Here is a 25,178-nt window from a genome sequence, read left to right on the forward strand (position 1 = left end):
TGCGGGCATATCGCCACGCCCGCCCGGTACTCACAGGCAACCGTCGGCGTGTCACCACCGGGTAACGACCGCGGCGCTGCCTACTCTCGACGAGGCCAGCGCTAGACCCCTCCGTCGTCCCCGAACACTGGCCACGAGCACCGTGATCAGATTCGAGAACGTCACCAAGGTCTACGCGCGAGGCGCCCGGCCGGCCCTCGACCGCGTCTCCCTGGACGTCGAGCGCGGGGAGTTCGTCTTCCTCGTCGGCGCCTCCGGTTCCGGCAAGTCGACCTTTCTGCGTCTCGTGCTGCGTGAGGAACGCGCCTCGGCAGGGCGGGTGTTCGTCGCGGGCAAGGAACTGGGCACGCTCTCGTCGTGGAAGGTCCCGCAGCTGCGCCGGCACATCGGCGCGGTGTTCCAGGACTTCCGCCTGCTGCCCAACAAGACGGTGTTCGAGAACGTGGCGTTCGCGCTGCAGGTCATCGGCAAGCCGCGGCACCACATCCTGACGACCGTGCCGGACACGCTCGAGATGGTCGGCCTGGCGGGCAAGGAGAAGCGTCGTCCCCACGAGCTCTCCGGCGGTGAGCAGCAGCGCGTGGCCATCGCGCGCGCGTTCGTGAACCGGCCCAACATCCTGCTCTGCGACGAGCCGACGGGAAACCTCGACCCGACCACCAGCCTGGGGATCATGCGCCTGCTCGACCGGATCAACCGCACGGGCACGACGGTCGTCATGGCGACGCACGACGACGAGATCGTCGACCAGATGCGCAAGCGCGTCATCGAGCTGTCCACGGGCGAGCTGGTCCGCGACCAGTCCCGCGGCGTCTACGGTTCGGACCGCTGATGCGTCTCCAGTTCATCCTCTCGGAGATCGGGCAAGGTCTTCGTCGCAACCTGTCGATGACGATCTCGGTCATCCTGGTGACGTTCGTGTCGCTGACCTTCGTCGGCTCGGCCGCTCTGCTGCAGATCCAGATCGGCAAGATGAAGGACGACTGGTACGACAAGGTCGAGGTGTCGGTCTTCCTGTGCCCGCAGAACTCGTCGGTACCGACGTGCGCCAGCGGCGAGGTCACCGCAGACCAGCGGGCGGACATCGAGACGGCGCTGGCGTCGCCGGAGATCAAGCCGTACGTCGAGCACGTCTACACGGAGACCAAGGACCAGGCGTTCAAGGCCTTCGAGAAGCAGTTCAAGGACCAGGCGTGGACGGCCGCGGTGACGGTCGACGACATGAACTCCTCGTTCCGCATCAAGCTGACGGACCCGCAGAAGTACCAGCTCGTGTCCGACGTGGTGTCGGGGAGGGCGGGCGTCGAGGACGTCCAGGACCAGCAGCGGCTGTTCGACAAGCTCTTCTCCGTCCTCAACCACGCGACCCTGCTGGCCGGAGGTCTGGCCGCGGTGATGCTGCTCGCGGCGGTGCTGCTGATCACGACGACGATCAGGCTCTCGGCCCTCTCACGACGACGCGAGACCGGGATCATGCGCCTCGTCGGCGCCTCGACGTTCTTCATCCAGTTGCCGTTCATGCTCGAGGGCGCGATCGCGGCGACCGTGGGCGCCCTGCTGGCGGTCGGCGGTCTGTGGCTCGGCGTCGAGTACCTGGTCAGCGACTGGCTCTCCGAGTCGGTCAACTGGATCCCCTACGTCGACACCGCAGACGTGCTGACGGTGGCGCCGATCCTCATCGTCATCGCCATCCTGCTGGCGACGATCTCTTCGCTGGTCACCCTGTCCCGCTACACCAAGGTGTGACATGCAGCTGAAGCGTCTGTCGATCCTCGCGGTGCTGGTCCTGGCGATCACTGCTGTCTTCACCGGCCCCGCGTCGGCGGACAGCATCGACGACCGTCGCAAGGCGGCGGAGGCGCACCAGGCCGCGGTGGCCAAGGCGCGCGGCGACCTCGAGGCCGCGATGGAGGGCACAGACGCGCACCTGCAGGCGCTCGCCCTGCAGCTGGTCGACACGCAGGCGAAGATCGCTCCTGCGCAGGCCGCGGTCGACGCCGCGCAGGCCGCCCTGGAGAAGGCGCAGCGCGAGGCGGCGATCATCGCGGCACGGCTCACGGACGCCAAGGACCAGCAGACCGCCATCTCGGCGACGATCACGACCGACGCTGCGAACGCGGACGCGATGCGCGCGGCCATCGGCCAGATGGCGCGCGAGGCGTACAAGGGTGGGGCGGGGAGCGTCTCGGGCTTCGACGTCATCCTGGACTCGCAGAGCACCGACGACTTCGTGGAACGGTACGGCCTCCTGTCGACGGCGCTGCGGACGCAGTCGCAGATCCTCGACGAGCTCAAGGCGACGGACGCGCTGAACAAGAACGCCGAGGCGCGGCTGACGGCCGTGAAGGGCAAGATCACCGAGCTCAAGGCCGACGCCGACCAGAAGGTGGTGGAGGCGGACTCGGCGAAGGCGGCTGCGGCCGCGGCGAAGAAGTCGCTCGACGACCTCCTCGCCCAGCAGGTCAGGCAGCAGCAGCTCCTCGACGCGCAGAAGGCGGCCCTGGAGGCCCAGCTCGCCGCCGCGGATGCCGAGGCAGCGGCCGTGCAGAACGAGCTGGTCGCGGCGATCGCCGCTCAGAAGGCGCGTGACGCGGCCGCGGGCAAGCCGCACGGACCTGCCGGACCGATCGGCCGTGCGCTGTTCGCCAACCCGACGAGCGTCAACCCCATCCACGTGACCTCCGAGTACGGGATGCGCATGCACCCGACGCTGCACTACGTGCGCCTGCACGCCGGCATCGACCTGCGCACGTACTGCAACACCCCCATCTACGCGGGTCGTGCGGGGACGGTCACCTGGACCAAGCGGCGCTTCGGTTTCGGCAACCAGGTGATGATCGACAGCGGCTTCGTCAACGGCAACGCCCTGTCCGCCAGCTACAACCACCTGACCAGCTTCGCGGTGCGGGCCGGGCAGCACGTCGACCAGGGGACGCTCATCGGGCACTCGGGCAACACCGGTACCTCGGCGGCGTGCCACCTGCACTTCGAGGTCTACGTGAACGGCGCGACGACGAACCCGCGGCCGCTGCTCGGCCTCTGACGGCTAACGTGACCGGCGTGGCCTCGCCGCGCAGACGTCCCGCCCCGCTCGTCGAGCTGGCCTTCCTCGTGCTCGTGGTCCTGGTGTTCCTGCGCCTGCACGCCGCGACCGGCCATGACCTCTCGGCGGCCGCGATCCACGCGCGGACGCTGCAGACGCTCGAGCGGACCCTCGGCATCGACATCGTGCTGCCCGTCAACGCGTGGCTGGTCGGGCAGCCGGTGCTCATCACCCTGGCGGTCCTCGTCTACCGCTCCTACTACCTGGCCGTCCTCGGCGTGCTCGTCTGGGTGTACGTGCGGCACGCCGAGATCTACCGCGTCGTTCGTCGGACCCTGGTCGCGATGCTGGTGCTGATCCTGCCGGTGTACTGGGCGATGCCGATGTCGCCGCCGCGGTTCGCGCTGCCGGGCGTCGTCGACGTCGTCGCGGAGCACGACGTGGTCGCGGGACACCGCCCGGACGGCTACACCGCCATGCCGAGCAACCACGTGGCGCTGTCCGCGTGGTGCGCCTACGCCGTGTGGCTCGCCCTCCGGCCGGTGCACCCCCGGTTGGCGCTCCTCGCGTGGCTGTTCCCGCTCGTGATGTCGGCGGTCGTGCTGACCACCGGGAACCACTACGTGCTCGACATCGTCGGGAGCCTGGTCCTGGTGGGGGCGTCCGTCGGCGTCGCGACGATCTGGGGCCGCCTCGCCGACCGTCGTCGTGCACTGAATCCGCTGGCGGCGCACGGGTAGGCTCGGGCGGCGGCACAACGAGTGCCCTCGCACGACTTCAGGATCGAGGTTCGACGACGGTGGCCAAGGAGTCCGGGCGCAAGCTCATCGCCTCGAACCGCAAGGCACGCCACGACTACGTCATCGAGGACGTGTTCGAGGCCGGGCTGGTGCTCGCGGGCACCGAGGTCAAGGCCCTGCGGATGGGTCGCGCGTCGCTCGTCGACGGCTGGTGCGAGGTGACCAACCACGAGCTGTGGCTCGAGGGCGTGCACATCCCCGAGTACAGCCAGGGCACCTGGACCAACCACGCGCCGCGCCGCAAGCGCAAGCTGCTGCTGCACCGCGAGGAGATCGACCGGCTGGAGTCGAAGACCCGCGAGAAGGGGCAGACGATCATCCCGCTGTCGCTGTACTTTCTCGACGGACGCGCGAAGGTCGAGATCGCCCTCGCGCGTGGCAAGCGCGAGTACGACAAGCGCCAGGCGCTGCGGGAGAGGCAGGACAACTTGGAGGCCACGCGCGCCATGCGCCAGAAGCGTGACCGGTGAGGGCGCGGCTCGCCGGCATCCTGCTGGCCCTGGTGGCGCTGCTCGCGGTGGCTGCACCCGCGTTCGCTGCCCCCGACCAGACGTCCGGTCGCGAGATCACGCGGTACGACGTCACGGCGACGATCGCCGCCGACGGCGTCACGACGGTGGACCTCGACTTCGACTTCGACTTCGGCGACGACCCGGGTCACGGCCCGTACCTGACGTTCGTCACACGCGTGCACTACGACGACCAGCACGACCGGGCGTTCGAGTACTCGAACGTCACGGCGTCGAGCTCGACGGGCGCGCCGGCGCAGGTCAACAAGGAGACCACCGACTCGGCGCTGATCCTGCGGATCGGTGACCCGAACAACGACAGCGTGTCCGGGGTGCAGACGTACCACGTGCAGTTCCTGGTCGACGGCTGGGTCAACCCCGCGAACCCCCAGCACTCCGGCGACGAGCTGTACTGGAACGTCATCGGTCCCGGCTGGGAGGTCCCGATCGGTGCCGTCACGGTCCAGGTCACCGGCCCGGCCGCCGTGCAGGACGCGATCTGCTTCGCCGGCCCCCACGGCTCGACGACCCCGTGCACCTCGGCGGTCCCGAACGGCAACGGCGCCGCGTTCACGCAGGACCTCGTCCCCGTCGGCGACGAGCTCACCACCGTCACCGGCTGGCCGGGCGGGACGTTCCCCGGGGTGGAGCCGATCCTCGTCGCCAAGCCCGACCCGCTCGCCCCGGTCCAGCCCGTGACGCCGCTCGGCATCGGGGCGCTGGTGGTGCTCGTGGCGGGTGTCGCCTTCGCGGTCCGACGAGTCCGCCGGGCCGGTCGTGACCAGGCGTACCTCGGCCTGACACCCGGTCTGCGGCCCGCGGACGGCCAGCCCGGCAACACCGGCTTCCGTGACAAGCGGGGCCCGGTGTCGGTGCAGTTCGAGCCGCCCGCGGGCATGGTGCCCGGCGAGGTCGGCACGCTCGTCGACGAGAAAGCCGATCCCGTCGACGTCACCGCGACGCTCGTGGACCTGGCCGTGAAGGGGTGGCTGCGCATCGAGGAGGTGCCGCGGTCCAACCCCAACAAGAAGGCCAAGGACTGGACCCTGGTGCAGCTCAAGAACCGCGACGGGTCGTTGCTGCCGTTCGAGGACACGCTGCTGATGTCGCTCTTCGCCGGACGCACCTCCGTTCAGCTGTCCGACCTCCGCACCACGTTCGCGTCGTCCATGGCGAAGGTCCAGGACGGGCTCTACGACGACGTGACCGCCAAGGGCTGGTTCCGGGCCAACCCGAAGTCGGTGCGCGCGCTGTGGAAGGCGGCGGGGATCACGCTTCTCGTCGTCGCCGGCATCCTCGGCTTCATCGCGCTGAAGGTGCTCGCCGACGTCCGCGGCAGCCTCCTGATCCCCATCGCGATCGGCATCATCGGGGTCGCCGTCTTCACGATGTCCAACGCGGCGCCCGCCCGCACCGCCGACGGGACCGCCGCGCTCGCCCAGTCCATGGGCTTCCGCCGGTACCTCGCGACCGCCGAGGCCAACCAGCTGCGGTTCGAGGAGGGCGAGGACATCTTCAGCCGCTACCTGCCGTACGCGATCGTCTTCGGCCTGGCCGACCGCTGGGCCCGCGTGTTCAGCGAGCTCGCCGCGCAGGGGCGCTCGATCGCCCAACCCGGCTGGTACGTCGGCGGCTACTACCCGGGCAGCAACATCTACTGGGCCTCGGCCTTCGCGTCGTCCCTCGACCGCTTCTCCAGCATCGCCACCGAGTCGATCTCTGCCCCCACGCCCGGCTCGTCCGGCGGCTCCGGGTTCAGCGGCGGCGGGTTCTCCGGTGGCGGCGTCGGCGGCGGTGGGGGTGGCGGCTGGTAAGACTGGGTGCCATGACGCTGCCTGTGATGCCGCCCGTGGACCCCATGCTCGCCAAGTCGGTGCCGTCCATCCCGGCCGGCAAGCTGTACGAGCCCAAGTGGGACGGGTTCCGGGCCATCGTGTTCCGCGACGGGGACTCCGTGGAGATCGGGTCGCGGAACACCAAGCCGATGCAGCGGTACTTCCCGGAGGTCGTCTCCGCGGTCCTCGAGCACCTTCCTGAACGATGCGTCGTCGACGGGGAGATCATCGTGCCGTCGTCGTCGCACACCGGGCTGGACTTCGACGCCTTGCTGCAGCGCGTGCACCCCGCGGAGTCGCGGGTGCGGCTGCTCGCCGAGACGACCCCCGCCCGGCTGGTGCTCTTCGACCTGCTCGCGCTGGGCGACGAGGATCTGACGGGCCTGCCGTTCGCTTCCCGTCGGGAGCGTCTGGAGACGATCGTCCGCGGCTCCGGGCCGGTCTCGGTGACGGCGCAGACCTCCGACCTCGCGCTGGCGACGCAATGGTTCTCGCAGTTCGAGGGAGCGGGGCTCGACGGGATCGTCGCGAAGGATCCCGCTGGCTTGTACGAGCCGGGCAAGCGGACCATGCAGAAGATCAAGCACGAGCGGACCGCCGACTGCGTGGTCGCGGGGTACCGGCCGCACGCGTCCGGGCCGGATGCGCTCGGGTCCCTGCTGCTGGGGCTGTACACGTCCGAGGGGGTACTCGCGTCCGTGGGCGTGGCGGCGTCGTTCCCGATGGCTCGTCGGCGATCCCTGGTCACCGAGCTGGCTCCGCTGGTGACGTCGCTGGAGGGCCACCCCTGGAACTACGCCGCCGAGGGGCGCACCCCGCGGGAAGCCGAGGGCAGCCGCTGGTCGCGCGGCAAGGACCTGTCGTTCGTTCCGCTGGAGCCGACGCTCGTGGTGGAGGTCGCCTACGACCACCTCGAGGGCGAGCGCTTCCGGCACACCACCCAGTTCCGACGCTGGCGTCCGGACCGCTCACCGACGTCCTGCACCTATGCGCAGCTCGAGGAGCCGGTCAGCTACGACCTGGCGGACGTGCTCTCAGCCTGACGACGCACAGGTTCCTCTCGGGCAGCGCCCAGTGCCCTTCCTGGTGCGCGCTGTTGTCTGGTCCCAGTAGCCACCACCGAGGTGGTGTTGTCGGGAGGCCAGGACCATGGACGAGATCAGCGTTGTCACTCCCGCGACGGGCCTGCGCCACCACCGGCTGCTCCTGGGCCTTGCCGGCGGGTCTCTCGTGCTCGGCCTGGTCGCGGGCGGCGGCACGGCGTACGCCCTCGAGACCCGCGCGTCGGTCGCGCCCGTCACCGCCACGGGGGAGTCCCTCCGGGGTGCGTCGTTCTTCCCGCCCGCGTTCGGCCGGTCCGGCTCGACCGGCTCGAGCGGATCTGCTGACGCCGTTCAGGCTCCCGCGGTCGCGGCGTCGGCGGACCAGCAGGTCGGCATGGTCACCATCGACACGGTCCTCAGCTACCAGGGCGCGGCCGCCGCCGGGACCGGCATGATCCTGTCCGCCGACGGTCTGGTGCTGACCAACAACCACGTGGTCGAGGGGTCGACGTCGATCCAGGCGACCGACGAGACGACGGGCCAGACGTACGTCGCGAAGGTCGTCGGCACGGACGCCACCCACGACGTGGCGCTGCTCCAGCTGCAGGACGCGAGCGACCTCACCCCGGTGACCCTGGACAACGACAACGGCGTGAGCACGGGCGACACCGTCACCGCCGTCGGCAACGCGCAGGGGACCGGCTCGCTGGTCGCCGCCGCGGGGACGGTCCTGGCCACGGACCAGTCGATGACCGCGACGAGCGACGCCGGCACCAACCCCGAGAACCTGACGGGGCTGATCGAGTTCTCTGCGGCCGTCGTCGGCGGCGACTCCGGCGGTGCCCTCGTCGACTCCGAGGGTGAGGTGGTCGGCATGACCACCGCAGCGTCCAGCGCGCAGTCGACGGTCACGGCCTTCGCGATCGACATCTCCGACGCGCTGGCCATCGCCATCCAGATCGAGCAGGGCGTCGACAACGCCGACATCGTGCAGGGCTACCCGCCGTTCCTGGGCGTCTCCCTCGCGCCGGACGGGTCGTCGACCCTCGCCGGCGTCGTCCAGGACACCCCCGCCCAGTCGGCCGGCCTGGCCGCCGGCGACACGATCACCACCGTCGACGGCACCGCGGTCGCGTCTGCGTCCGAGCTGTCCGCCGCGATCGCCGCCCACCAGCCGGGCGACAGACTGGCACTGACGTGGAGCGCGCTCGACGGCACGTCGTCTTCCGCCACCGTCACCCTGATCGAGGGCCCCGCCGCCTGACGTCAGAGGGTCTTGTACGAATCCGAGGTGAGGACCTGCGGCGGTCCGCCGTCGGGCAGCAGCACGGCGACGAAGAGCACGCCCGAGGCGACGACGGAGACCCGCTTTCCCTCCTGGTGCAGCGTCTTGGCGAGGACCGGATCGTCGAGCCAGATCGCGTCGCCCCGCTTCTCCACGGTGAATCGTCGGTGGTACTCGAAGGTGAGGATGGCCAGCGCGCCACCCTCCACCCTGACGACCCGGACGGAGTCGTCGGATCCGTCCTGACCGCGGAACGGGGTGATCGTCTGCGGCTCGCCGACCAGCCCGGGCTTCGTCTGGTCGTACGGCGCCGACTGGAACTCGTTCAGCGACTGGTCGGGCTGGATCGTCGTCGGCACGCCGGTCCCCAGGTACGCCTGGATGCCCTCGAGTGCCCTGCGGGCGGCTGCGACCTGCGCCGCGGACGCCGTGCTGCCTGCGTCACGGGACTCGGGCGCCGCGCCCGGCAGATCCATGGCGGTATCCATGCGCCACGCGTCCTGCGCCGTCTGCTGCTCGAAGACCAGGAGCCGCTGTCCCTGGTCCGCTTCAGCCTCGCCGCCTGGCGTCATCGTCACCGCCGCCATGAACCACCTCAGGTACCCGTCGAACGCCGGCGCGTAGAGCTGCTGCGGCGTCGTCGTCAACGTGTGTGGAGAGGTGACGGCGCCCGCCGCCCGCGCGTACGCGGTCTCGAACTCGTCGATCCGCAGCACGGCGCCCGAGTCCGCCGCCGCCCAGCCGGACGGGTCCAGCTGCGTGTCGGCGAGCGCGATCGCCGCGTTGTTGCGGGCGTCGTAGTCGCGGAGCATGGGCGAGATCTCGTCGTGGGTGATCACGGCGGGCGGTCCTGCCGTCGGCGCCGCCGATCTGGTCGCATCCGGCGCCCCCGCGCTCGGCTCGACGACGACCTCCGGTGACGAGCAGCCGGTCAGGAGCAGGGCGAGGGCGACGGGCCAAGCCATGAGAAGACGCATCCGAGATCCCCCTGAGGTCGAGTGCGGGGACCGTAACAGCGCGACCCTGGTCGTCGTCGCGGGTTGTCCACAGGCTTCGCGTCCGGGAATCTGCACCACCTCGCCGTCGTTGGGCAGTAGGCTGGGCTGTGTCGCCCCCGCCTCGGCGGGGACGATGTTGATAACTGAACATGGGGGTGATCGGTTTCGACGGTGATCGTCGAACCAGGAGAAGCGGGTCGAGGACGCACGGTTATCTCGTCAACGCTCCGTGCAAAACCATAGGTGCCAATACAAACCGCACCGACTTCGCCCTCGCCGCCTGAGCGAGCCCCGAAGTCCGTTGGCCTGAGTACGCTCTCGACTCAGTAACCAGCGTCATCTAGAGAGCCACTGCTGGAAATCCTCGTCGGTGGGGTTTCCGGGACTTTTAGCCGACTGGGCCCGTCCACGTACATGCCTGTGTGAGCGTGGGGGCCGAGAAAATCACAGCAGGCTGCACCCGGAGAATCCCTGGTACTGCGTCACCGGACGCGGGTTCGATTCCCGCCACCTCCACAGCTCTGACCTGCGGAAACGTCGGTCTTGTTGACCAGAAATAGCCATTCGTTGAATCGAATGGCTATTTTTGTGTCTATGGCGAGCATCCGCGAGCGCCGGCGTCGCGATGGCACGAGGGCCTTCGCCGTATTGTGGCGCGACCCGGATACCGGACGCCAGACCTCGCTCACGTATGACGATCTGCGTGACGCCACGGTCGCTCGTCAGCTCATCGAGGCGGCTGGCGGATACGCCGCCGAGGCCGCGCGGATTGCGGACGCCGTGCGTCATCGCGGCCCGACCGTCGACGACGTCATCTCCGAACACATCGACCTGCTGACGTCGGTCGGCCGAGACACCCGCGCGCACTACCGCCAGCAGCTCGCCACGCACATCTCGCCCGTTCTCGGCCCCTATGCCGTCAAGTCGATCACCTACCGCCACGTGGCCGAGTGGGTGCGCACGATGACGGACCGCGGCTACGCACCCAAGACGATCGCCAACGTGCACGGGCTGTTCTCCGCGGCGATGACGACGGCCGTGCGGCTCGGGTACCGCGACGACAACCCGTGTGCCGGGTTCGAGCTGCCCAAGTCGCAGTCGACACATGACGAGATGACCGTGCTCACGCGCAGCGAGTTCGCGCTGCTGCTGTCGAAGGTCGCCGAGTTCTACCGGCCCCTCGTCCTGCTGCTCGTTGCCTCCGGGCTGCGCTGGGGGGAGGCGACCGCGCTCACCGTCGCCGACCTCGACCTGACGTCGACGCCCGCGACCGTGCGCGTCACGAAGGCGTGGAAGCGCGACGAGAACCGTCACTGGGTACGTAGGCCCAACCAAGACCAGGCGGGCGCGACGCACCGTCTCGCTTCCCGACGACCTCGTCGGCGTTCTCCGCGGCGTCATCGCCAGCAAGGCTCCGGGAGATCTCGTGTTCCCGAACACCGTCGGCAGTCAGCTCTCGTCCTTAAGGTTTCTGGACGCAGACGTGGACGCCCGCGCTCGAGGCCGTGATGAACCCGCTGCGGCCGGACGGGTCGCCCGACCCTGACGCGCCCCGGCTGACCAAGCGGCCCCGGGTGCACGACCTGCGGCACACGCACGCGTCGTGGATGATCGCGGCCGGCGTAGACCTGTTCATCCTGCAGCGGCGGCTCGGGCACGAGTCGATCACAACGACGACCGAGACGTACGCGCACCTGCTGCCGGACCAGCAGGCCGCCGCGGCGGCCGCTGCGGGGAGGGCGTTGACCGGGCTCGTCATTCAGCCGCATGACGGTTGACGCGCGCAGCGTGATGGTCGCGTCATTGCCGTGTCTATTGGCACGGTGTAGAGCGCGGCCGTCATCGGCCGTTCGTCAGGCGATCGGGAACGCCTCCGCCAGGCGCCGATGGATCTCGTCGACGATCGTCGGCGCGAGCGCGCCTGGAGCGGTCAGTCGTTCGTAGGCCTTCCGCGGCCAGAGGACGTCGACGCCATCGATCTGGAACGAGCCGCCGAACAGCGGCCAGTCGGCGTCGACGACGCAGAGCATGCCGCGCGCTGGGACGTCATCGTGACCCCCAGCGGCGAGCGCGTCCCCGACGAGCCCGACCTGCTTGAGAACGCCCTCGACGAGCTTGGTGCCGTCGCGGGAGCCGATGACGAGCCGGGACGTGCGCGGACGCATGATGCCGCCCTCGATCCGCAGCGTCGGTCGCCCGGCGTAGCGTTTGGCGTCGATGACGTAAACGCCTGAGGGTGCCACGGCGATGTGGTCGATGTTGGCCCTGGTGCGAGGGATCCGACGGTCGTGCAGCATGCGGACGCCCTTGTCGGCGAGCGAGTCCAGCCCGCGCCCGAGCATCTCCTCACCCTTGGCGCGCGCGCCCACGCGGTCGTGCTCTGCGGTTGCTCCGAGACCGCGAGTATGAGCCCGCCGAGGCGCGGGTGTGCTTCGCGGATGCGCGTCTCGCGGGCCCCGCTGCGACGCTCGAACTCTCGCCGCGCCGAGCTACCTGCTAACCCGGCCTCAACCTTGGCAGGCGGCGGGGGAGGGGGCTCGGGCAGGGTGTCCCCGGGTGCCGTCTCCAGTGGCGCAGGGGCCGGGCACCGCACGCACTTGACCGACTTCGTGCTCCGGTCGTAGACGCCCGTGGACCCGGCCGCAAGCGACGTCCCGCATGCGCGGCACGTCCCGGCGTAGCGCAGGCGCATCGTCTTGGGACCGGGGAGCGACTCGCCGCCACTTGTCGCCATGCCTGTGCATCGGCAGTTTCGCCGCCGTCCTGAACGCCCCAGACTTGCAGGAGCGGCTAAACCGCGACGGCCGGCCTGTCAGAACATCTGCGGGTCGCCCTGCACGTGCGGGCGACGCTGGTGCGCTCGCAGCGATCGGACCGTGGCCCCGAGCGAACCGAGATCGGCTGACGCCTCAGCCGGCGGTTCCGCCTCGGGGTCGACGCCGTCGACCGTCGCAAGCCGTACGAGCGCGTCAATGTGCTCGGGAAGGAAACGGATCTTGCCCCTCCCGAACTTCAGGTGTGGCACCCGACCGCGCCGCGCCTGCTCGTGCACCCACTCGACTGAGATGCCGAACGACTCCGCGACCTCCTGCGGGGTAGCCGCCGTGTACCCGATGGTCATCGTTACTCCCTCCCGAACTCATCACGGCGCGTCGCGAGCGACGCCGCAAGCCACTAACTGTGATCTGTGGACCACGTCCGCATCGGGTGAGCGTGTGTGCCGCCGGTGCCGTACCCGCTGACGAGCGCCCTGCCGTGTGATCGCCAGGCATTGAGCGATGACCGTCCATGGCGCACCCACCACGCGCGCCCGCTCAACCTCGTTGGCGATCTCGGTGTCGAGCGCCCGCACGGCTGCCCGGGCTTCGTCGCGGCGCCGGACGAGGTCCCGCAAGGGAGCACCCTCGTACGGGGGCAAGTCCGGCCGTCGGTCAGTCAAGCGTTGTGCCACCGGGCCCCGTCGGGGCCTCGGTCGCGGAGGCTGCGGCGTCGAGGTCGTACGTGACGGTTCGGACCTCAACCAGGTCGTCTCCGCCGACGCGACCGTCCCGCCGGTCCCTAGCCATGCTGGCAATGTTGCTGCCGGACCTGACGCCGCGTCGCGCGCTTCGGCCGCCGCCAGCTTCGCGCGCTCCCGTCGGATCAGGTCCCGTCGTCCCATCCCGATCACCTCCCTCGACGGCAGGTATGCGGCGATCGGCGCAAGATGCGACGACCCAAGGCTGCGAGGTGCCGGCGGTGCTGGCGGCGACCAGGCCCACGCTGGGGCCGACAACGGAGGTTTCAGGGGTGTTGACTCCTCTGGCACCGTGGCTAGAGGAGGCCTCGGGTGAGACGTGATTAGATCGAGTTGCCGCAACGTCGGCAGCATTCGAACCGCTGACGGAATGTCGCATTCGAGTTGGTGCTCGCCGAGGTCAGGAAGGCGATGCGCGCGGACCAGCGGGTCGCGGTGCGGCGCGCATGAGACTGAGTGCCACACCGCCGGGAGTGTTGACCGACTCTGTCCGAGCCACCATCTACCCTGACGTCGTGACATTCACCTTCGTTGACCTCTTCGCCGGGATCGGCGGTTTCCACGCAGCGCTAAGCGCCGCGGGAGGGCACGCCGTCCTGGCTTCAGAGGTCGACAGCGCACCGGCCGCGACGTACACGCGGAACTGGGGTTTGGCACCCGCGGGTGACGTGACGCTGCTGGCCGCCGATCCCCAGCGCCTAGTGCCCGAGCACGCGGTCTTGGCAGGGGGATTCCCGTGTCAACCGTTCAGCAAGTCGGGGCATCAGCGCGGGATGTCGGAGCTCCGAGGCCGCATGGTCAACGAAGTCTTGCGAATTCTCGAGGTGCACAAGCCGCCAGTGGTGATGCTCGAGAACGTTCGCAATATCGCAGGCCCGCGACAGGGCGAGGTGTGGAAGGCGGTGGTAAGCGGCCTGCGGGACGCTGGCTACAGGGTGCCCAGCGTCCCCGCTGTATTCAGCCCGCACCTCCTCCCGCCAGACCGGGGAGGCGCACCGCAGGTTCGAGAACGCGTGTACATCATGGGAACGTTCGTCGGCCGCGAACGGGCTTGGAACGAGACTTCGATCGAACCTATCGTGACGCCGCGCACGCGCGTTGATGACTGGACACCTGACCGCTGGGACCTGCAGCGCGACGTGCTCGAGCCCGAGCACGCGATCGCGAACCGAGACCGCTACCTACTGAGCCGTGAGGAGCGGGACTGGATCCGCGTGTGGAACGACTTCCTGCATCGCACGCGTGATGTCAAGCTCCCCGGATTCCCGCTATGGAGCTCCTTCTGGGGGGATGAAGCCGTCGTAGACGCGACGGCACCGGACTGGAAGCAGGCTTTCGAAGCAAAGAACATCGCGTTCTACAAGGCGAATCGACGTGCGATCGTTGCCTGGCTCAAGTCCAACCCTGAACTGCGGTCGTTTCCAGCGAGTCGTCAAAAACTAGAGTGGCAAGCACAGGACGCACCGCGAGACTTGCGTTCGTGCCTCCTGCACTTACGCCCGTCCGGTATTCGGGCCAAGAAGTTGTCCTACGCCCCGGCGCTCGTAGCGATGGCACAGACGCCCGTCGTCGGTCCCTGGGGGCGACGGATGACTCCTCGGGAAGCCGCGCGCTTGCAGGGCTTTCCTGATTGGTTCGACTTTGGCGACCAACGTGAGGCCCTGACCTACAAGCAACTGGGCAATGCGGTGAACGTTGGGGCCGTTTACTTTGTGCTGCGCGAACACGTGCTACGGGACCGTGCAGACCTCGAGGATCTCCCGCTGGGGCATGCGCTTGTGGACGCCATTGCCAACTCGCCGGTCGCGCCTCTCGTACCGAAGCCACTACACGCGACCGAGGGCCAATTGGTTCAACAGGTTCTCGATCCGGTCGGCGGCTGACGCCGGGGCTTCGTGTTCCCAGACGCGCACAGCCGTCCAGCCCAACGCGCTGAGTCGCTGGTCGGTGTCCCGGTCGCGGGCGCGGGTGTTGTCGAGTTTCCATTGCCACCAGTCGCTGTTGGTGTTGGGCTTGACGCCGTGTTCTGCGCATGCGTGCCAGAAGCAGCCGTCGACAAAAACGGCGACCCGCCAGCGTGTGAAGACCAGGTCGGCCCGTCGTCGAGGAACTCCTGGGATTAGATAATGGACGCGAAACCGGCGCCCCCGACGGTGCAATTCGCGCCGCAACAGCAACTCGGGCTCGGTTCCCGTCCGGCGCTGCACTGAGAAGCGTCGGCTGACGCGCTCAGTCGGCCTCACGCGAGACGGCTCCTCACCCTTCATCGCGGAACCCATACCCGCCGATGCCCCACGTGCGGCCAGTGCCGCTCAGGACGGCTTCGTCTAGCGCGGTGCCACTCGGTAGGGGGAGTGCCCCAGGGAACCGACCTCGTACCCGTCGCTGCAACTCGTCAACAGTGACCTCCCGCAGGGGGAGGGTGTCGGCGACAGCTGCCAGTGCGTACATCGGCTTCAAGTGAGAGAGGTAGAGATCGCTCCGTCGGTTGGTAAGAACGTACGGGATCTGCGCCGCAGCGAGGTCCGCCAGGCGGCTACCGCTTACCACGCCAAGTGACTTGAGCTCTGGCGAGATTGCCACGGCACCCTCGAGGCGACTGATGCTGACGACTTCGCCGTGCGCAACCAGACCTGAGACCACGTGGCGCAACTCACTCGCATGTTCCATGAACTCGTACGGGTCCGCAGCGCTGCGTCGCGCGCTGACCAGCACAGTTACACCTGATCGCCTCCACGCAATGCCGTCGGCTAGCGATGTTTCGAGGGTGACTCTCGTCAGTTCGTAGGCGCGATTCCCCGCGCCCACCGCACTGCCGCAGGCAGAAGCGACTTCGCGTAGCGTTCCGATGCCCTCGAGGGCATCAAGAGCCGTCGCGAGCGCCGAGGGCCAGCCGATCCGCAGGGCGCGTGGGACGTGGTCGGCGGCGATCGCGCGCCAAGTCTCGGTCACCGCCGTGCGATCAACACCCAGTAACTCGCTCACCTGGTGAGTCGTCAGAGCGTCGCCGTGCGCGGCTGGGTCCGATGGGGGAGCGAGCATAAGCGACTCCACACGCGCCCGCAGCTGGTCGACGGATTCGCTAACGGACACCGAGTTCCCGTCCAAACGCATCCTCCCGGGCCATGCACTGAAGCTCTCAACCAGTTCGCGGTCGAGCAACTTCCTCGGATCATGTGTCAGTCGCACGGATCTCGTGCCGATAGGGAAGGATAAGCGTGGTCTAGCGAGGTCAGAGAGGCACGAGTGTCAGACAACGTCAGCATCCGCCCTGGTGTGCGCATGCTCGGGCTCTTCCCCCACATGCGGTATCGCGAGTGGTACGCGATCGGTGAATTGGTCGACAACAGCCTGCAGAGTTGGATCAGCAACCGGCTGCGCCTCCGGGAGGTCGACGGGCCGGGCTATCGGCTCCAGATCCACATCACCGTCGATCCGTCGGACGGTGGACTGATCACGATTCGCGACAACGCCGCCGGAATCGCTGGAAAGGACTGGGGACGAGCCTTCCAGGTGGCGGAGCCGCCGAGCGACGCGACGGGACTTTCACAGTTCGGTGTGGGCATGAAGGCGGCGTCGTGCTGGTTCGCCCGAAGGTGGTCCCTTCGAACCTCCGCACTAGGTGAACCGCTCGAACGGGAAGTCCAGTTCGACGTACCTGCGATCCTGGCGGAGGGCACGGAAGAGCTAGTCGTCCACGAGACAGTCGCGAGCACCTCTGACCACTGGACCGAACTTCGCCTGTGGGACCTGCACCGTGTACCGCGTGGTCGCACCATCGGCAAGATCAAGGAGCACCTAGCAAGCATTTACCGCACCTTCCTTCGGAGCGGAGACGTAGTCATCACGTACAACGGTGTGCCGCTCGAGTTCGAGGAGCATCCCGTCCTCGTCGCTCCGTACTTCGCGTCTCCCGACGGCGATTCGGTCAAGTGGATAAAGGACGTCGAAGTCGCCCTCGAGTCGGGGCGCCGCGTCACCGGGTGGGTCGCGATCAGAGAGACTGGCCGGCAACGAGAGGTCGGTCTGGCGCTTCTCTACCGCGGGAAGGTCGTTACTGGAGCGGGCGAGGATCTCTACAAGCCCAGCGCAATTTTCGGCTCGGGGAACTCGTTCGAGTCGCAGCGCCTGTTCGGTGAGTTGGATATGAGTGACTTCGCAGTCACGTATACAAAGGACAATCTCGTCTGGTTCGACGAAGAGGACGACGTCATCGAGGCTCTGAAGCGGCTTCTCGAGACAGAGCCGATGCCAATTCTGAAGCAGGCGCAGGGGTATCGCGCCCGCAAGCCGGAGGAGGCACCCCGGGCTCAACTCGACGCCGTTGCCGACCGTACGTCGCAACTGCTCCGTGATGCCGGTGACATTGGAGACCTCTGGTTCTCGGCCGACGCGGCTTGGCCCTCGCCAGACTCAACGCTCGACGTGGACCTGGGCGATGTAAGGGTGCCGGCGCTCGTCAATCGCAGCCTCGAACTCGTTCACGATGGCGTCACCTGGACAGCAGATCTTGAACTGGTGGACGAGCCGGCGGTTCAGGAGTGGCTCACGGTGCTCCGCGCCGCGGAGTCTGTTGCACCACGCGTCTCCGTGAAGGTGAACTCAGCTCACCCGTTCATGAGGGCGTTTTGCGAAATGCCAGCACAGGAACTGGAACCGGTCTGGCGCGTCGCGGTGGCTATCGGCATAGCCCAGGAAGTCGCTAGGTCCAGAGGCGCGAAGTTCCCGAACTACGTCACGCAGGCTGTGAACGCTCTCGTGCGGGTTCTGGCGGCTCAGCCCGTATGACGGCCCGTTTCAACGAGGAGGTCACGTGGTCGAGCATGTCCAGGTTGTGAGCGATCCGGGTGCACCGGGTTGGCTCTGGTCGCCGTCAATCGGGCCAGAGACGAGTCGGCTCCTAGTCTCGGCGAAACTCGACGACGAGTCGCGCGATCGCGTCGAGGACCAGTCCGTCGGCGTGTTGGCGTCGTGCCTACCTCCGACTGCTGCCGGCAGCCGCACGGGACTCGTCATCGGCTACGTACAGAGCGGAAAGACCCTTTCGTTCACCACCGTGACCGCCCTGGCACGCGACAACGGGTACGCACTCGTCGTGCTGCTCGCGGGGACCAAGACGAACCTTCATCGCCAGACGTCCCGTCGACTTCGCAAAGACCTTGAGGTCGAGCGGGAGGGCGGCATGTCGCCGTGGTTGCTGGTCGAGAACCCGAAGGCTGGCGGCCAAGATGCGGAGTCCGTCGCGAAGGCGGTTGCCACCTCGGTAGCGATTGGGGTTCCAGAGGCCTTTCGCCAAACCGTGGTCATCACCGTGATGAAGAACGCAACGCGGCTCGACGCCGTCACAACTGCGATCCATCACATGGTTCAGCAGGGAATTCTGACTGCGAAGTCGCCCGTGCTGATAGTGGATGACGAAGCGGACCAAGCGGGCTTGAACGCGGCGAGTGCGGATGACCCGACGGCGACCTACGCCGCGATCATGCGGATGAGGCGGTCGTTGCCCGCCCATACATACCTCATGTACACGGCGACGCCCCAGGCCCCGCTCCTCCTCAATCTCGCCGACACCCTGTCGCCTGACTTCGTGAGGGTCCTGGACGCCGGCGGCGACTATACCGGTGGCGAGTACTTCTTCGTGGAACACCGTGCGTCATTCGTTGAGCCGATTCCGGAGTCGGAGACTCTCGCTGCGATAGATCTTGACACACAGGCACCACCTTCATCTTTGCTGGACGCGCTGGCCACCTTCCTGGTCGGCGTCGTCTCACAGCAGGGAAAGCGCCAACTCGCGATGCTGGTGCATCCCTCGCACACGAAGGACCTGCACAACCGATATCGGCAGTGGGTGACCGGGGCCCTGGACGCTTGGCGCCTAACATTGGGCGAGCCGGGCCCGGACCGCGCCGAGCTCGTCACGGAGATCATTGAACCGGCCTGGCGCGCCTTGGCTCTTGCTGGCGCGCCTGTCATCCCGCTTGAAGAGGTCATCCGGTCCCTTCCTTACTATCTGCTGAAGGTGCAGGTGCGCGTCGTCAACAGCGAGGTGCCCGAGGAAGAGGGAATCCAATGGGGCTCGTCGCCCGCGTGGGTTTTGGTCGGCGGCAACAAGCTCGACCGCGGCTTCACCGTGGAGGGGCTCTCAGTCACGTACATGCCCCGGGGAACCGGCGTGGGGAACGCCGACACCATACAGCAGCGCGCTCGCTTCTTTGGCTACAAGCGGCCCTATGCCGAGTTCTGCCGGGCATGGCTCGCTCCGGAGACGGAACTCGCATTCAGCCGTTACGTCGAGCACGAGCGCTACCTCCGCAAGGAGCTGGCAGGCCTGGAGAAGGAGGGGAAAGGCCTAAAGGGCTGGAAGCGCAAGATGCTCCTTGCTCCTGAACTGAAGCCGTGCCGGCGCGCCGTGGTCGGTCTGCCTTACCTACATTCGCGTGTCCCGGGCGAGAAATGGATGCGATTCGAGCGGATTGCCCACTTGGGCGCGACTGAAACCGAGGGAAATCGCCAGTTGGTTAGTCGGTTGGTAACCGAGGGCGGCCTTGGGTGGATCGAGCACTCTGCCGATACGAGATCTACAAACCGGCACAAGGTGGCGACGGCACCGCTTGTGCACGTCCTGGACCGTTTCTTAGCGTCGTGGGCGGCACATCCGATCGATAGGGCAGCGCTCAATCAACTCCTCCTGGTATTGAGCGCCAGGCTGGACGATGCTCCCGGTGAGATGGTGGACGTTATTTGGATGCGCGCGGGAACCGCGCGTGAACGCAGCTTATTGTCACAGGACGAGGGCCTCGTGCTCAATCTGCAGGAGGGGCACAGGCCCGGGGACCGAGGAGACGGATTCGTCGGAGATTCGGCCTTTCGGGAGCCCGAACGCCTGACGCTGCAAATCTACAACGTGAATGCGATCGATAAGCAGACGAAGGAGCTCGTCGCGCCGGACCTCCGTGGGCTCGCCGTGTGGGTTCCGCGTCACCTGGCAGGGGGCGCACTCGTGGAGCCCTCAAAATGACGACAGCTCGCGACATTGCAGAGACTCTGAGCGGCGTCGTACTGCCTTTGGGCGACGGGTACGACGTGGAGGTCGTGGCGAACGCACCCGGCTTTCGCGTTGGGCGCGGTCCGGATGGGTCGGTTGTACTGCTCACTCCACCGGAGGTGGAGGACGGAGTCGGCGCACCGGTCCGTCTGCGGCGGCTGACCGTGCACCCGCGTGCGTCGATCACGATCGAGTCGGCTGGGACGGTGGAGTTCGCGGAGACCGTTGGTCTGGTCGAACTGCGCGGCCTCTCAGACGATCTAGTTCCTGCCTTCTGCGGTATTGCTGCGACCGTCGTGGATCTCATTGGCGACGCTCCGGCGCCAGGCTCCGTTCGAACGGCCCTTCGTCACGTCGTCCGGCTCTTCGAACCGCGCGCCGGCCGCCGTGGAAGTGTTCTTGGCCTTTGGGGTGAGCTCGTAACGATCCTGACTTCGTCGAACGTTCCGGCCATGGTCGAGGCGTGGCACGTTGAGATCGATGAGCGGTTTGACTTCGCGGTACCTGCGGCGCGCATTGAAGTCAAGACAACTGAAGGCGCACGGCGATCTCACGACTTCAATCTCGACCAGTTGTTGCCGGTCGACGGCGCCGATACTCGGGTCGTCAGCATCATTTCGACTGCCACGGCTGCCGGCACCAGCCTCGGCGAGCTCGTCGAGGAGTTGCAGCTGCACATCACGACGCGCGTTGATCTCGTTCTGAAGGTCTGGCAACTTGTTGCCGAGACCCTCGGCGACGATTGGCTGCAGGGGACGTCCGTGTTGAGGTGGGACAGAGCACAAGCGGTGAAGTCTCTGCGGCTATTCCGTGCGGAAGACGTGCCCAGAGTGCGCGAAGAGCTCGATCCCGCCATCGAATCGGTTCGGCTCCGTGTCGACTGCGAGAACACGCCTCCGTTGGAGTTACGGGTTGCGATCCCTTTTTGATGGTTCGACGCTAATCGTCAGGAATTGCTACCCTCGCCCCTCGAGGTGCTTGCCACGATGAGCATGCCTGGCGAACGAGGTAATCATGCGCGCAGGTTCCCACCCGTTGTTCTACGCTTCGATGCAACAGGAGAGTTTCATGGCATACGTCACTCGGTTCTTTCACCTCGATGCGCGGGAAGCACGGCGAGTGCACAGGACTACAGAGTGCAGTTGGCACTTGACTAAGCGCGACGGCGCCGTCGTGGTCCAACTCGACACGTACGGTTCCGCGGACCGACAGGACACGGGGACGATCAGCCAATCCCTGCAACTAGACGAGGATCGAGCCCGCGAACTCGTCCGAATCCTCTCGACTACTTTCCCTGCGCTTCGCGTCTGACACCGGGACATGGGCGGTCGGTGGCGCTCCGTGCGACCGGGCGAGATGGTCTCGGTCGCAGAGATCGAGGCGCACGCCGCCGCCCGCAATCTCTCCGTGAAGCAGATCGACTTGCATGCGCAGTACAGAGCTGGCGGGAGCGAGGCGTACCTCGACTGGGTCTTGAGGCTGTTGGGACTTCGGGGCGATGGGCCGATCGGCTGGCGCAATGAGGAGGCCTTCACGGTTGAAGTCGCCGATACCGCTGCCGATCTCGAGGCGGGACTCGTCGAGGAGATCGCCCGAGGACAAGATGCGCGCATTACGGCGGCTTACTGCTGGCCGTGGAGTGACCCACGTTCGGACGGCACGCTCGTCCCAGATGTGGTCATCGGCGACTGGCAGAAGCCCTGGAATCTCCGGGGCGAGAGGTCGGTCGGCGGCGCTCCGCCCTCCGCTCTGTGGGCCACCGGCGAAGGGGGGCTTCGACCAGGTCGGCTGCGTCTACACGGCCCAGGGGTTCGAGTACTCGTAACGGCGTAATCATCGGGCCCGATCTGGTGTGGCGGACTGACCGGTGGGTCGCCCGGCGCGAGTTCAACCCGATCCCGACTTCCGCTCGATCAAGACGGTGGACGACGCGACGTTCGATCGCCTGCTTCGGCACGTCTACAAGGTCTTGCTCACTTGGGGCATGGTCGGCACCATCCTGTATTCGACCGACCCGGAGACTCGCGCGAAGTTGCGTGAGCTGACGGGCGCCGCGCAATAGATTGCACGCTTTCGCAACTAGATAGCTGCGGTGCGACAGGCTTCCCCTTCCGGACATGCCTCCGACCCACCCGGATGGGACGAGGCGTGTCGTGACGAGTTGGGCACTGCCCATTAGCGGGGATTTCGAGCACCACTGGGACATCGCCAGGAGCATGTGCCTTGAGACATGCGCACCAGCCGAGCGATCCGGGCTGGACGTCATCTACTTCTGGCGCTCGGGAGCGGGCGGGTTCGTCGGACGCGCCGTTGTCTCCGCGGACGCGCGCCCGCTGGCGGAGAACGAGATTGCTTTCGAAAGCAACGGCATAGGTGACGATTGGACTCTTGACCCGAACTCGCCGGCTCAGTGCAGTGGTGGTGTGGGCGATCGTGGGGCCAATCGCCCCTAGACCGCTCACCAGGACCGCTTCATTGCGCTAGGTTGGGGTGAATGTCCCGGTCAGAAGGAGTCGTGCACGTGCGATTTGAGGCCTTCCTCGCGCAACTACCGGCAATGCCGAGTCCGCTATCGCCTGCCGCAGCGCTCGCGGACGCGTTTGACGTGTCTCCGAAAGCGGTCGAGGGCTACGTGTATCCCACGATTACTTCAGTCGACTGGCCGGCCGGCGCTTCAGTCGTGCTCGTAGAGGCGGCGGGCGCAGTCGGCAAGTCGGCCGCGGGCCTGGCAATCGCCGAGAAGCTGAACTGGCCGCTCGTTCGAGCCGAACGAGCACAAGTCGGTTCGTACTCGCTCTCCGGGCTGATTCAGGACGCCCTTGGGTTCACCAGTACATTTATTTCGGAGGTTGCCACTGGGGACGCTGGGGTCGTCATTGACTCCCTCGATGAAGCTCACTTCAGGGCGGGGACCGAAAACTTTCTTGCGTTCCTCGACAATGTATGGAAGGTGTCGGGGGCGTCCGTGCCGGATAGCACCCGCAAGCCTAGTGTTGTTCTCTTGTCACGTTCTGACACTGCCGAACTTGTTCGGCTCGCCTTCCTAGATGCCAACGTTCCGGTGGCACACGTCAGGCTTGACTTCTTTGACAGAACTGGCGCACTGGAATTTCTTCGCGCGTACATGGCCCAGAGGTCCTCTGAGACCGGCCGGCCAGAGTATAACGTGCCATTTGCATCGCCTGGACCATTCGAGCGACTACGAGACAGTCGCTTCAGGCAGATTGCGACGGTGCTGCTCCGGACGTCCGATGTGGAGATCGTTCGTGACTGGGATCGGGTAAGGGATTTTCTCGGGTATACCCCGGTACTTATCGCAATGGCTGAAGCCTTGGCCGTGACAAATCCATCCGCGGAAAATCCGCACCTGGCGGCACAGGATCAGAGCAACCTTCTGCGCGAGATAATTGAAAACATCTCAAGGCGGGAGCAGCGCAAGTTCAGCGAACACATGCAGCCAAAGCTCCAGGCGCTTCTGCCGGCCAACGAAGATGTCGAAATCGTGGCGTCCTCGATGTACACGTCCACCGAACAATGCGCGAGGCTCATCGGTCTCGTCACCGGTGAGGAACTCGCGATGTCGCTACCCGCGGGATTACCGAACGGAGTTCGAGTGGCCTATGAGGAGGCTGTTCGCACATTCCTGCCAGACCACCCATTCGTCAGTTCGAAGCGATTCGCTAGCGTGGTTTTTGGTGATTACGTGACGTCTGTTGCATGTCGCTCGCTCGAAATACGAGCGGCGTTGTCCACTTCGCCTGAGCGCGGCATTCAGAGGGTCGGCCCGTTCTTTGCTCGCTTCTTAGCCGACGGGCCCGGTGGCATTGTGGCCATCAACGAGATGCTCGTGGAGCACGTTATTTCGTCCTGGAACCAGGAGGCAGATCTGGTCCGATCTAGCGAAAGCGAGGTCACCTTCTGGGTCACGGGAGCCGAGGCTACGCTGGCTTGTCGGCGGGAATCGCAGGTCGCCCACAACGAGCCGGCGGAGCTCGAATTTGAGGTGGTCGACTTGTCGGGCGCCTTTCAGATCCGCCGCCCGCTCAAGCGGGCGACTATTGTAACCGACCAAGGCGTCATTCTGGGTGACTCTGGGAAGCACCTAATGTTGGGTCCCCAGGTTATCGTTCTGGCGGACGAGATTACGATAGAGGCGGAAACGCTTCGGGTTGAGACCGACCGAGGGCTAACCAACGGGGCCGCTCTAGCGGCCGAGTCGATTACCGCGAACTACCTGTCGAAGATTGAAGCCGGCCCGACGGATCTGCGTGTTTTTACGGCCGAGCCGCCTCCGCGACTCCGTTCATTCCAAGGGACGCTCCAGATCCACGAGAGCGCGATTCCCTTTCAGCGGTACCTCGACCTACGAACAATCCTAACGGCGTTCCGATCAAGCACTAAGGGTGGACTCTCCGTTATAGCGGCGAAGCTCGAAGGGAAGATCGTCAAGGACAATCCGCATCGACTCCGCATTCTCAATCATTTGATGACGGGGAATCTGGTGAGCCGTCAAGGAGGGTGGTTCTATCTTGACCTCGCGGCGCTGGGCCAACACGGTTTCGGGCTGCGGGATCTGCAATCTGGTGAGCCGGGAGTGTCAGTATTAACGTTCCTGCACGATTGTGAGTCGTGATGGCTATGCCTGAGTTGCGGTGCTCTAGGTGGGCGCATCTCGGGCTGGTCCAGAGATCGGTTGGAGCGCCGCGCCGCCCGTGTTTGAATGACGGGTTTCTCGGTCGGTAGTTTGGCTGCGTGGTTGGTGACGGCCGACCCGAGAGGTCGTTCGGTCGCGTCGGATTCGCTCGCTGCCAAACGCGGATCGCTTCTCAAGCGGGTTGGCCGAACGGCAGAGCTCGGTTCTGACCCGCGCTGTTGACCGTGTCAACGAAACCGCTCCAGATCGGCCGGTGGCGTGCGAGGTGCCGGAGCAAACCTCCAGATGAGGCGACCGCGAGGTGCTGTCAAGACAAGCCGGATCGCTTTCGATTCTCGCCACTGTCACTGCTCGGACATGTAAAATGCCTTGTCCTGTTGGCCGGAGCGCCCATCCGTGACCCGCGATGGTGTGAGCTGTCTTTGCCACAGCGCGCCGCTCCAGCCGCT

Annotated in this window: 22 protein-coding genes and 1 other RNA gene; 18 read left to right on the plus strand and 5 right to left on the minus strand. The window is 66.6% G+C overall.

Going from position 1 to position 25,178, the window contains the following annotated elements:
- Positions 1-142: 142 nt before the first annotated feature.
- The 8 genes from ftsE (at position 143) to I847_RS0105790 (ending at position 8,494) form a co-directional block, all read left to right on the plus strand.
- Positions 143-832, plus strand: a complete 690-nt coding sequence (gene ftsE / locus I847_RS0105755) for a cell division ATP-binding protein FtsE (protein WP_028048938.1) — start codon at positions 143-145, stop codon at positions 830-832.
- On the plus strand, positions 832-1,746 hold the full coding sequence (gene ftsX / locus I847_RS0105760) for a permease-like cell division protein FtsX (protein ID WP_028048939.1): 915 nt from the start codon (positions 832-834) through the stop codon (positions 1,744-1,746). The genes ftsE and ftsX overlap by 1 nt, the downstream gene beginning before the upstream one ends.
- A 1-nt stretch (position 1,747) precedes the next feature.
- Positions 1,748-3,043 (plus strand): peptidoglycan DD-metalloendopeptidase family protein, encoded by a 1,296-nt coding sequence (locus I847_RS0105765; protein ID WP_034609282.1) that lies wholly within the window; start codon positions 1,748-1,750, stop codon positions 3,041-3,043.
- 17 nt (positions 3,044-3,060) lie between these two features.
- Positions 3,061-3,783: a phosphatase PAP2 family protein gene (locus tag I847_RS22125; RefSeq protein ID WP_034609392.1), complete on the plus strand. Its 723-nt coding sequence runs from the start codon at positions 3,061-3,063 to the stop codon at positions 3,781-3,783.
- A 59-nt stretch (positions 3,784-3,842) separates the two neighbouring features.
- On the plus strand, positions 3,843-4,313 hold the full coding sequence (gene smpB, locus I847_RS0105775; protein ID WP_028048941.1) for an SsrA-binding protein SmpB: 471 nt from the start codon (positions 3,843-3,845) through the stop codon (positions 4,311-4,313).
- A complete protein-coding gene (locus I847_RS22130; protein ID WP_051274507.1) occupies positions 4,310-6,166 on the plus strand; it encodes a DUF2207 domain-containing protein in 1,857 nt (618 codons plus the stop codon). The genes smpB and I847_RS22130 overlap by 4 nt, the downstream gene beginning before the upstream one ends.
- An 11-nt stretch (positions 6,167-6,177) precedes the next feature.
- Positions 6,178-7,230 (plus strand): ATP-dependent DNA ligase, encoded by a 1,053-nt coding sequence (locus tag I847_RS0105785; protein ID WP_028048942.1) that lies wholly within the window; start codon positions 6,178-6,180, stop codon positions 7,228-7,230.
- 106 nt (positions 7,231-7,336) lie between these two features.
- Complete coding sequence (locus I847_RS0105790; protein ID WP_051274508.1) at positions 7,337-8,494, plus strand: S1C family serine protease; 1,158 nt, start codon at positions 7,337-7,339, stop codon at positions 8,492-8,494.
- A 2-nt stretch (positions 8,495-8,496) separates the two neighbouring features.
- Here I847_RS0105790 and I847_RS0105795 read toward each other — a convergent pair whose 3' ends face one another.
- On the minus strand, positions 8,497-9,492 hold the full coding sequence (locus I847_RS0105795; RefSeq protein WP_196804489.1) for a hypothetical protein: 996 nt from the start codon (positions 9,490-9,492) through the stop codon (positions 8,497-8,499).
- 172 nt (positions 9,493-9,664) lie between these two features.
- Here I847_RS0105795 and ssrA point away from each other — a divergent pair.
- The 3 genes from ssrA to I847_RS0105805 all read left to right on the plus strand — a co-directional run bounded on the left by ssrA (position 9,665) and on the right by I847_RS0105805 (position 11,291).
- Positions 9,665-10,032: a transfer-messenger RNA gene (gene ssrA, locus I847_RS26110) on the plus strand.
- A gap of 75 nt (positions 10,033-10,107) precedes the next feature.
- Positions 10,108-11,022 carry a site-specific integrase gene (locus I847_RS0105800; protein ID WP_155856028.1) on the plus strand — a complete coding sequence of 305 codons (915 nt, stop codon included), beginning with the start codon at positions 10,108-10,110 and terminating at the stop codon, positions 11,020-11,022.
- Entirely contained in the window at positions 11,022-11,291 is a 270-nt protein-coding gene (locus tag I847_RS0105805; RefSeq protein WP_028048946.1) for a tyrosine-type recombinase/integrase, read from the plus strand. The genes I847_RS0105800 and I847_RS0105805 overlap by 1 nt, the downstream gene beginning before the upstream one ends.
- A 75-nt stretch (positions 11,292-11,366) precedes the next feature.
- Here the strand turns inward: I847_RS0105805 and I847_RS27350 are convergent, their stop codons facing one another.
- A complete protein-coding gene (locus tag I847_RS27350) occupies positions 11,367-11,882 on the minus strand; it encodes a nuclease-related domain-containing protein (protein ID WP_231384101.1) in 516 nt (171 codons plus the stop codon).
- 443 nt (positions 11,883-12,325) lie between these two features.
- Positions 12,326-12,634, minus strand: a complete 309-nt coding sequence (locus tag I847_RS22140; protein WP_034609283.1) for a helix-turn-helix domain-containing protein — start codon at positions 12,632-12,634, stop codon at positions 12,326-12,328.
- 911 nt (positions 12,635-13,545) lie between these two features.
- On the opposite strand from I847_RS22140, the gene dcm reads away from it, so the two are divergent.
- A complete protein-coding gene (dcm, locus tag I847_RS22145; protein ID WP_231384103.1) occupies positions 13,546-14,913 on the plus strand; it encodes a DNA (cytosine-5-)-methyltransferase in 1,368 nt (455 codons plus the stop codon).
- Here the strand turns inward: dcm and vsr are convergent.
- Entirely contained in the window at positions 14,857-15,309 is a 453-nt protein-coding gene (vsr, locus tag I847_RS26115; protein WP_081680523.1) for a DNA mismatch endonuclease Vsr, read from the minus strand. The two genes, dcm and vsr, sit on opposite strands and share 57 nt — an antisense overlap.
- Entirely contained in the window at positions 15,287-16,219 is a 933-nt protein-coding gene (locus tag I847_RS0105830) for a hypothetical protein (RefSeq protein ID WP_155856029.1), read from the minus strand. The genes vsr and I847_RS0105830 overlap by 23 nt, the downstream gene beginning before the upstream one ends.
- A 93-nt stretch (positions 16,220-16,312) precedes the next feature.
- Between I847_RS0105830 and I847_RS22150 the strand changes: the two genes are divergently transcribed.
- The 6 genes from I847_RS22150 (at position 16,313) to I847_RS26635 (ending at position 24,708) form a co-directional block, all read left to right on the plus strand.
- The gene (locus I847_RS22150) at positions 16,313-17,818 is read left to right on the plus strand and encodes an ATP-binding protein (RefSeq protein WP_051274510.1); all 1,506 of its coding nucleotides are present in this window, start codon (positions 16,313-16,315) and stop codon (positions 17,816-17,818) included.
- Positions 17,819-17,843: 25 nt separating this feature from the next.
- On the plus strand, positions 17,844-20,048 hold the full coding sequence (locus tag I847_RS22155) for a Z1 domain-containing protein (protein ID WP_051274511.1): 2,205 nt from the start codon (positions 17,844-17,846) through the stop codon (positions 20,046-20,048).
- Positions 20,045-21,004, plus strand: coding sequence for a PD-(D/E)XK motif protein (locus I847_RS26120; protein ID WP_081680525.1), 960 nt, complete (start codon positions 20,045-20,047; stop codon positions 21,002-21,004). Before I847_RS22155 ends, I847_RS26120 begins: the two co-directional genes overlap by 4 nt.
- Before the next feature lie 391 nt (positions 21,005-21,395).
- Positions 21,396-21,908: a DNA/RNA helicase domain-containing protein gene (locus tag I847_RS27670; RefSeq protein WP_051274513.1), complete on the plus strand. Its 513-nt coding sequence runs from the start codon at positions 21,396-21,398 to the stop codon at positions 21,906-21,908.
- 34 nt (positions 21,909-21,942) lie between these two features.
- Complete coding sequence (locus I847_RS27045) at positions 21,943-22,137, plus strand: hypothetical protein (RefSeq protein WP_196804491.1); 195 nt, start codon at positions 21,943-21,945, stop codon at positions 22,135-22,137.
- Positions 22,138-22,596: 459 nt separating this feature from the next.
- The gene (locus I847_RS26635; protein WP_155856030.1) at positions 22,597-24,708 is read left to right on the plus strand and encodes a hypothetical protein; all 2,112 of its coding nucleotides are present in this window, start codon (positions 22,597-22,599) and stop codon (positions 24,706-24,708) included.
- Positions 24,709-25,178: the final 470 nt, after the last annotated feature.

The sequence above is a fragment of the Cellulomonas sp. URHD0024 genome, from assembly GCF_000426185.1.
Lineage (GTDB): Bacteria > Actinomycetota > Actinomycetes > Actinomycetales > Cellulomonadaceae > Cellulomonas.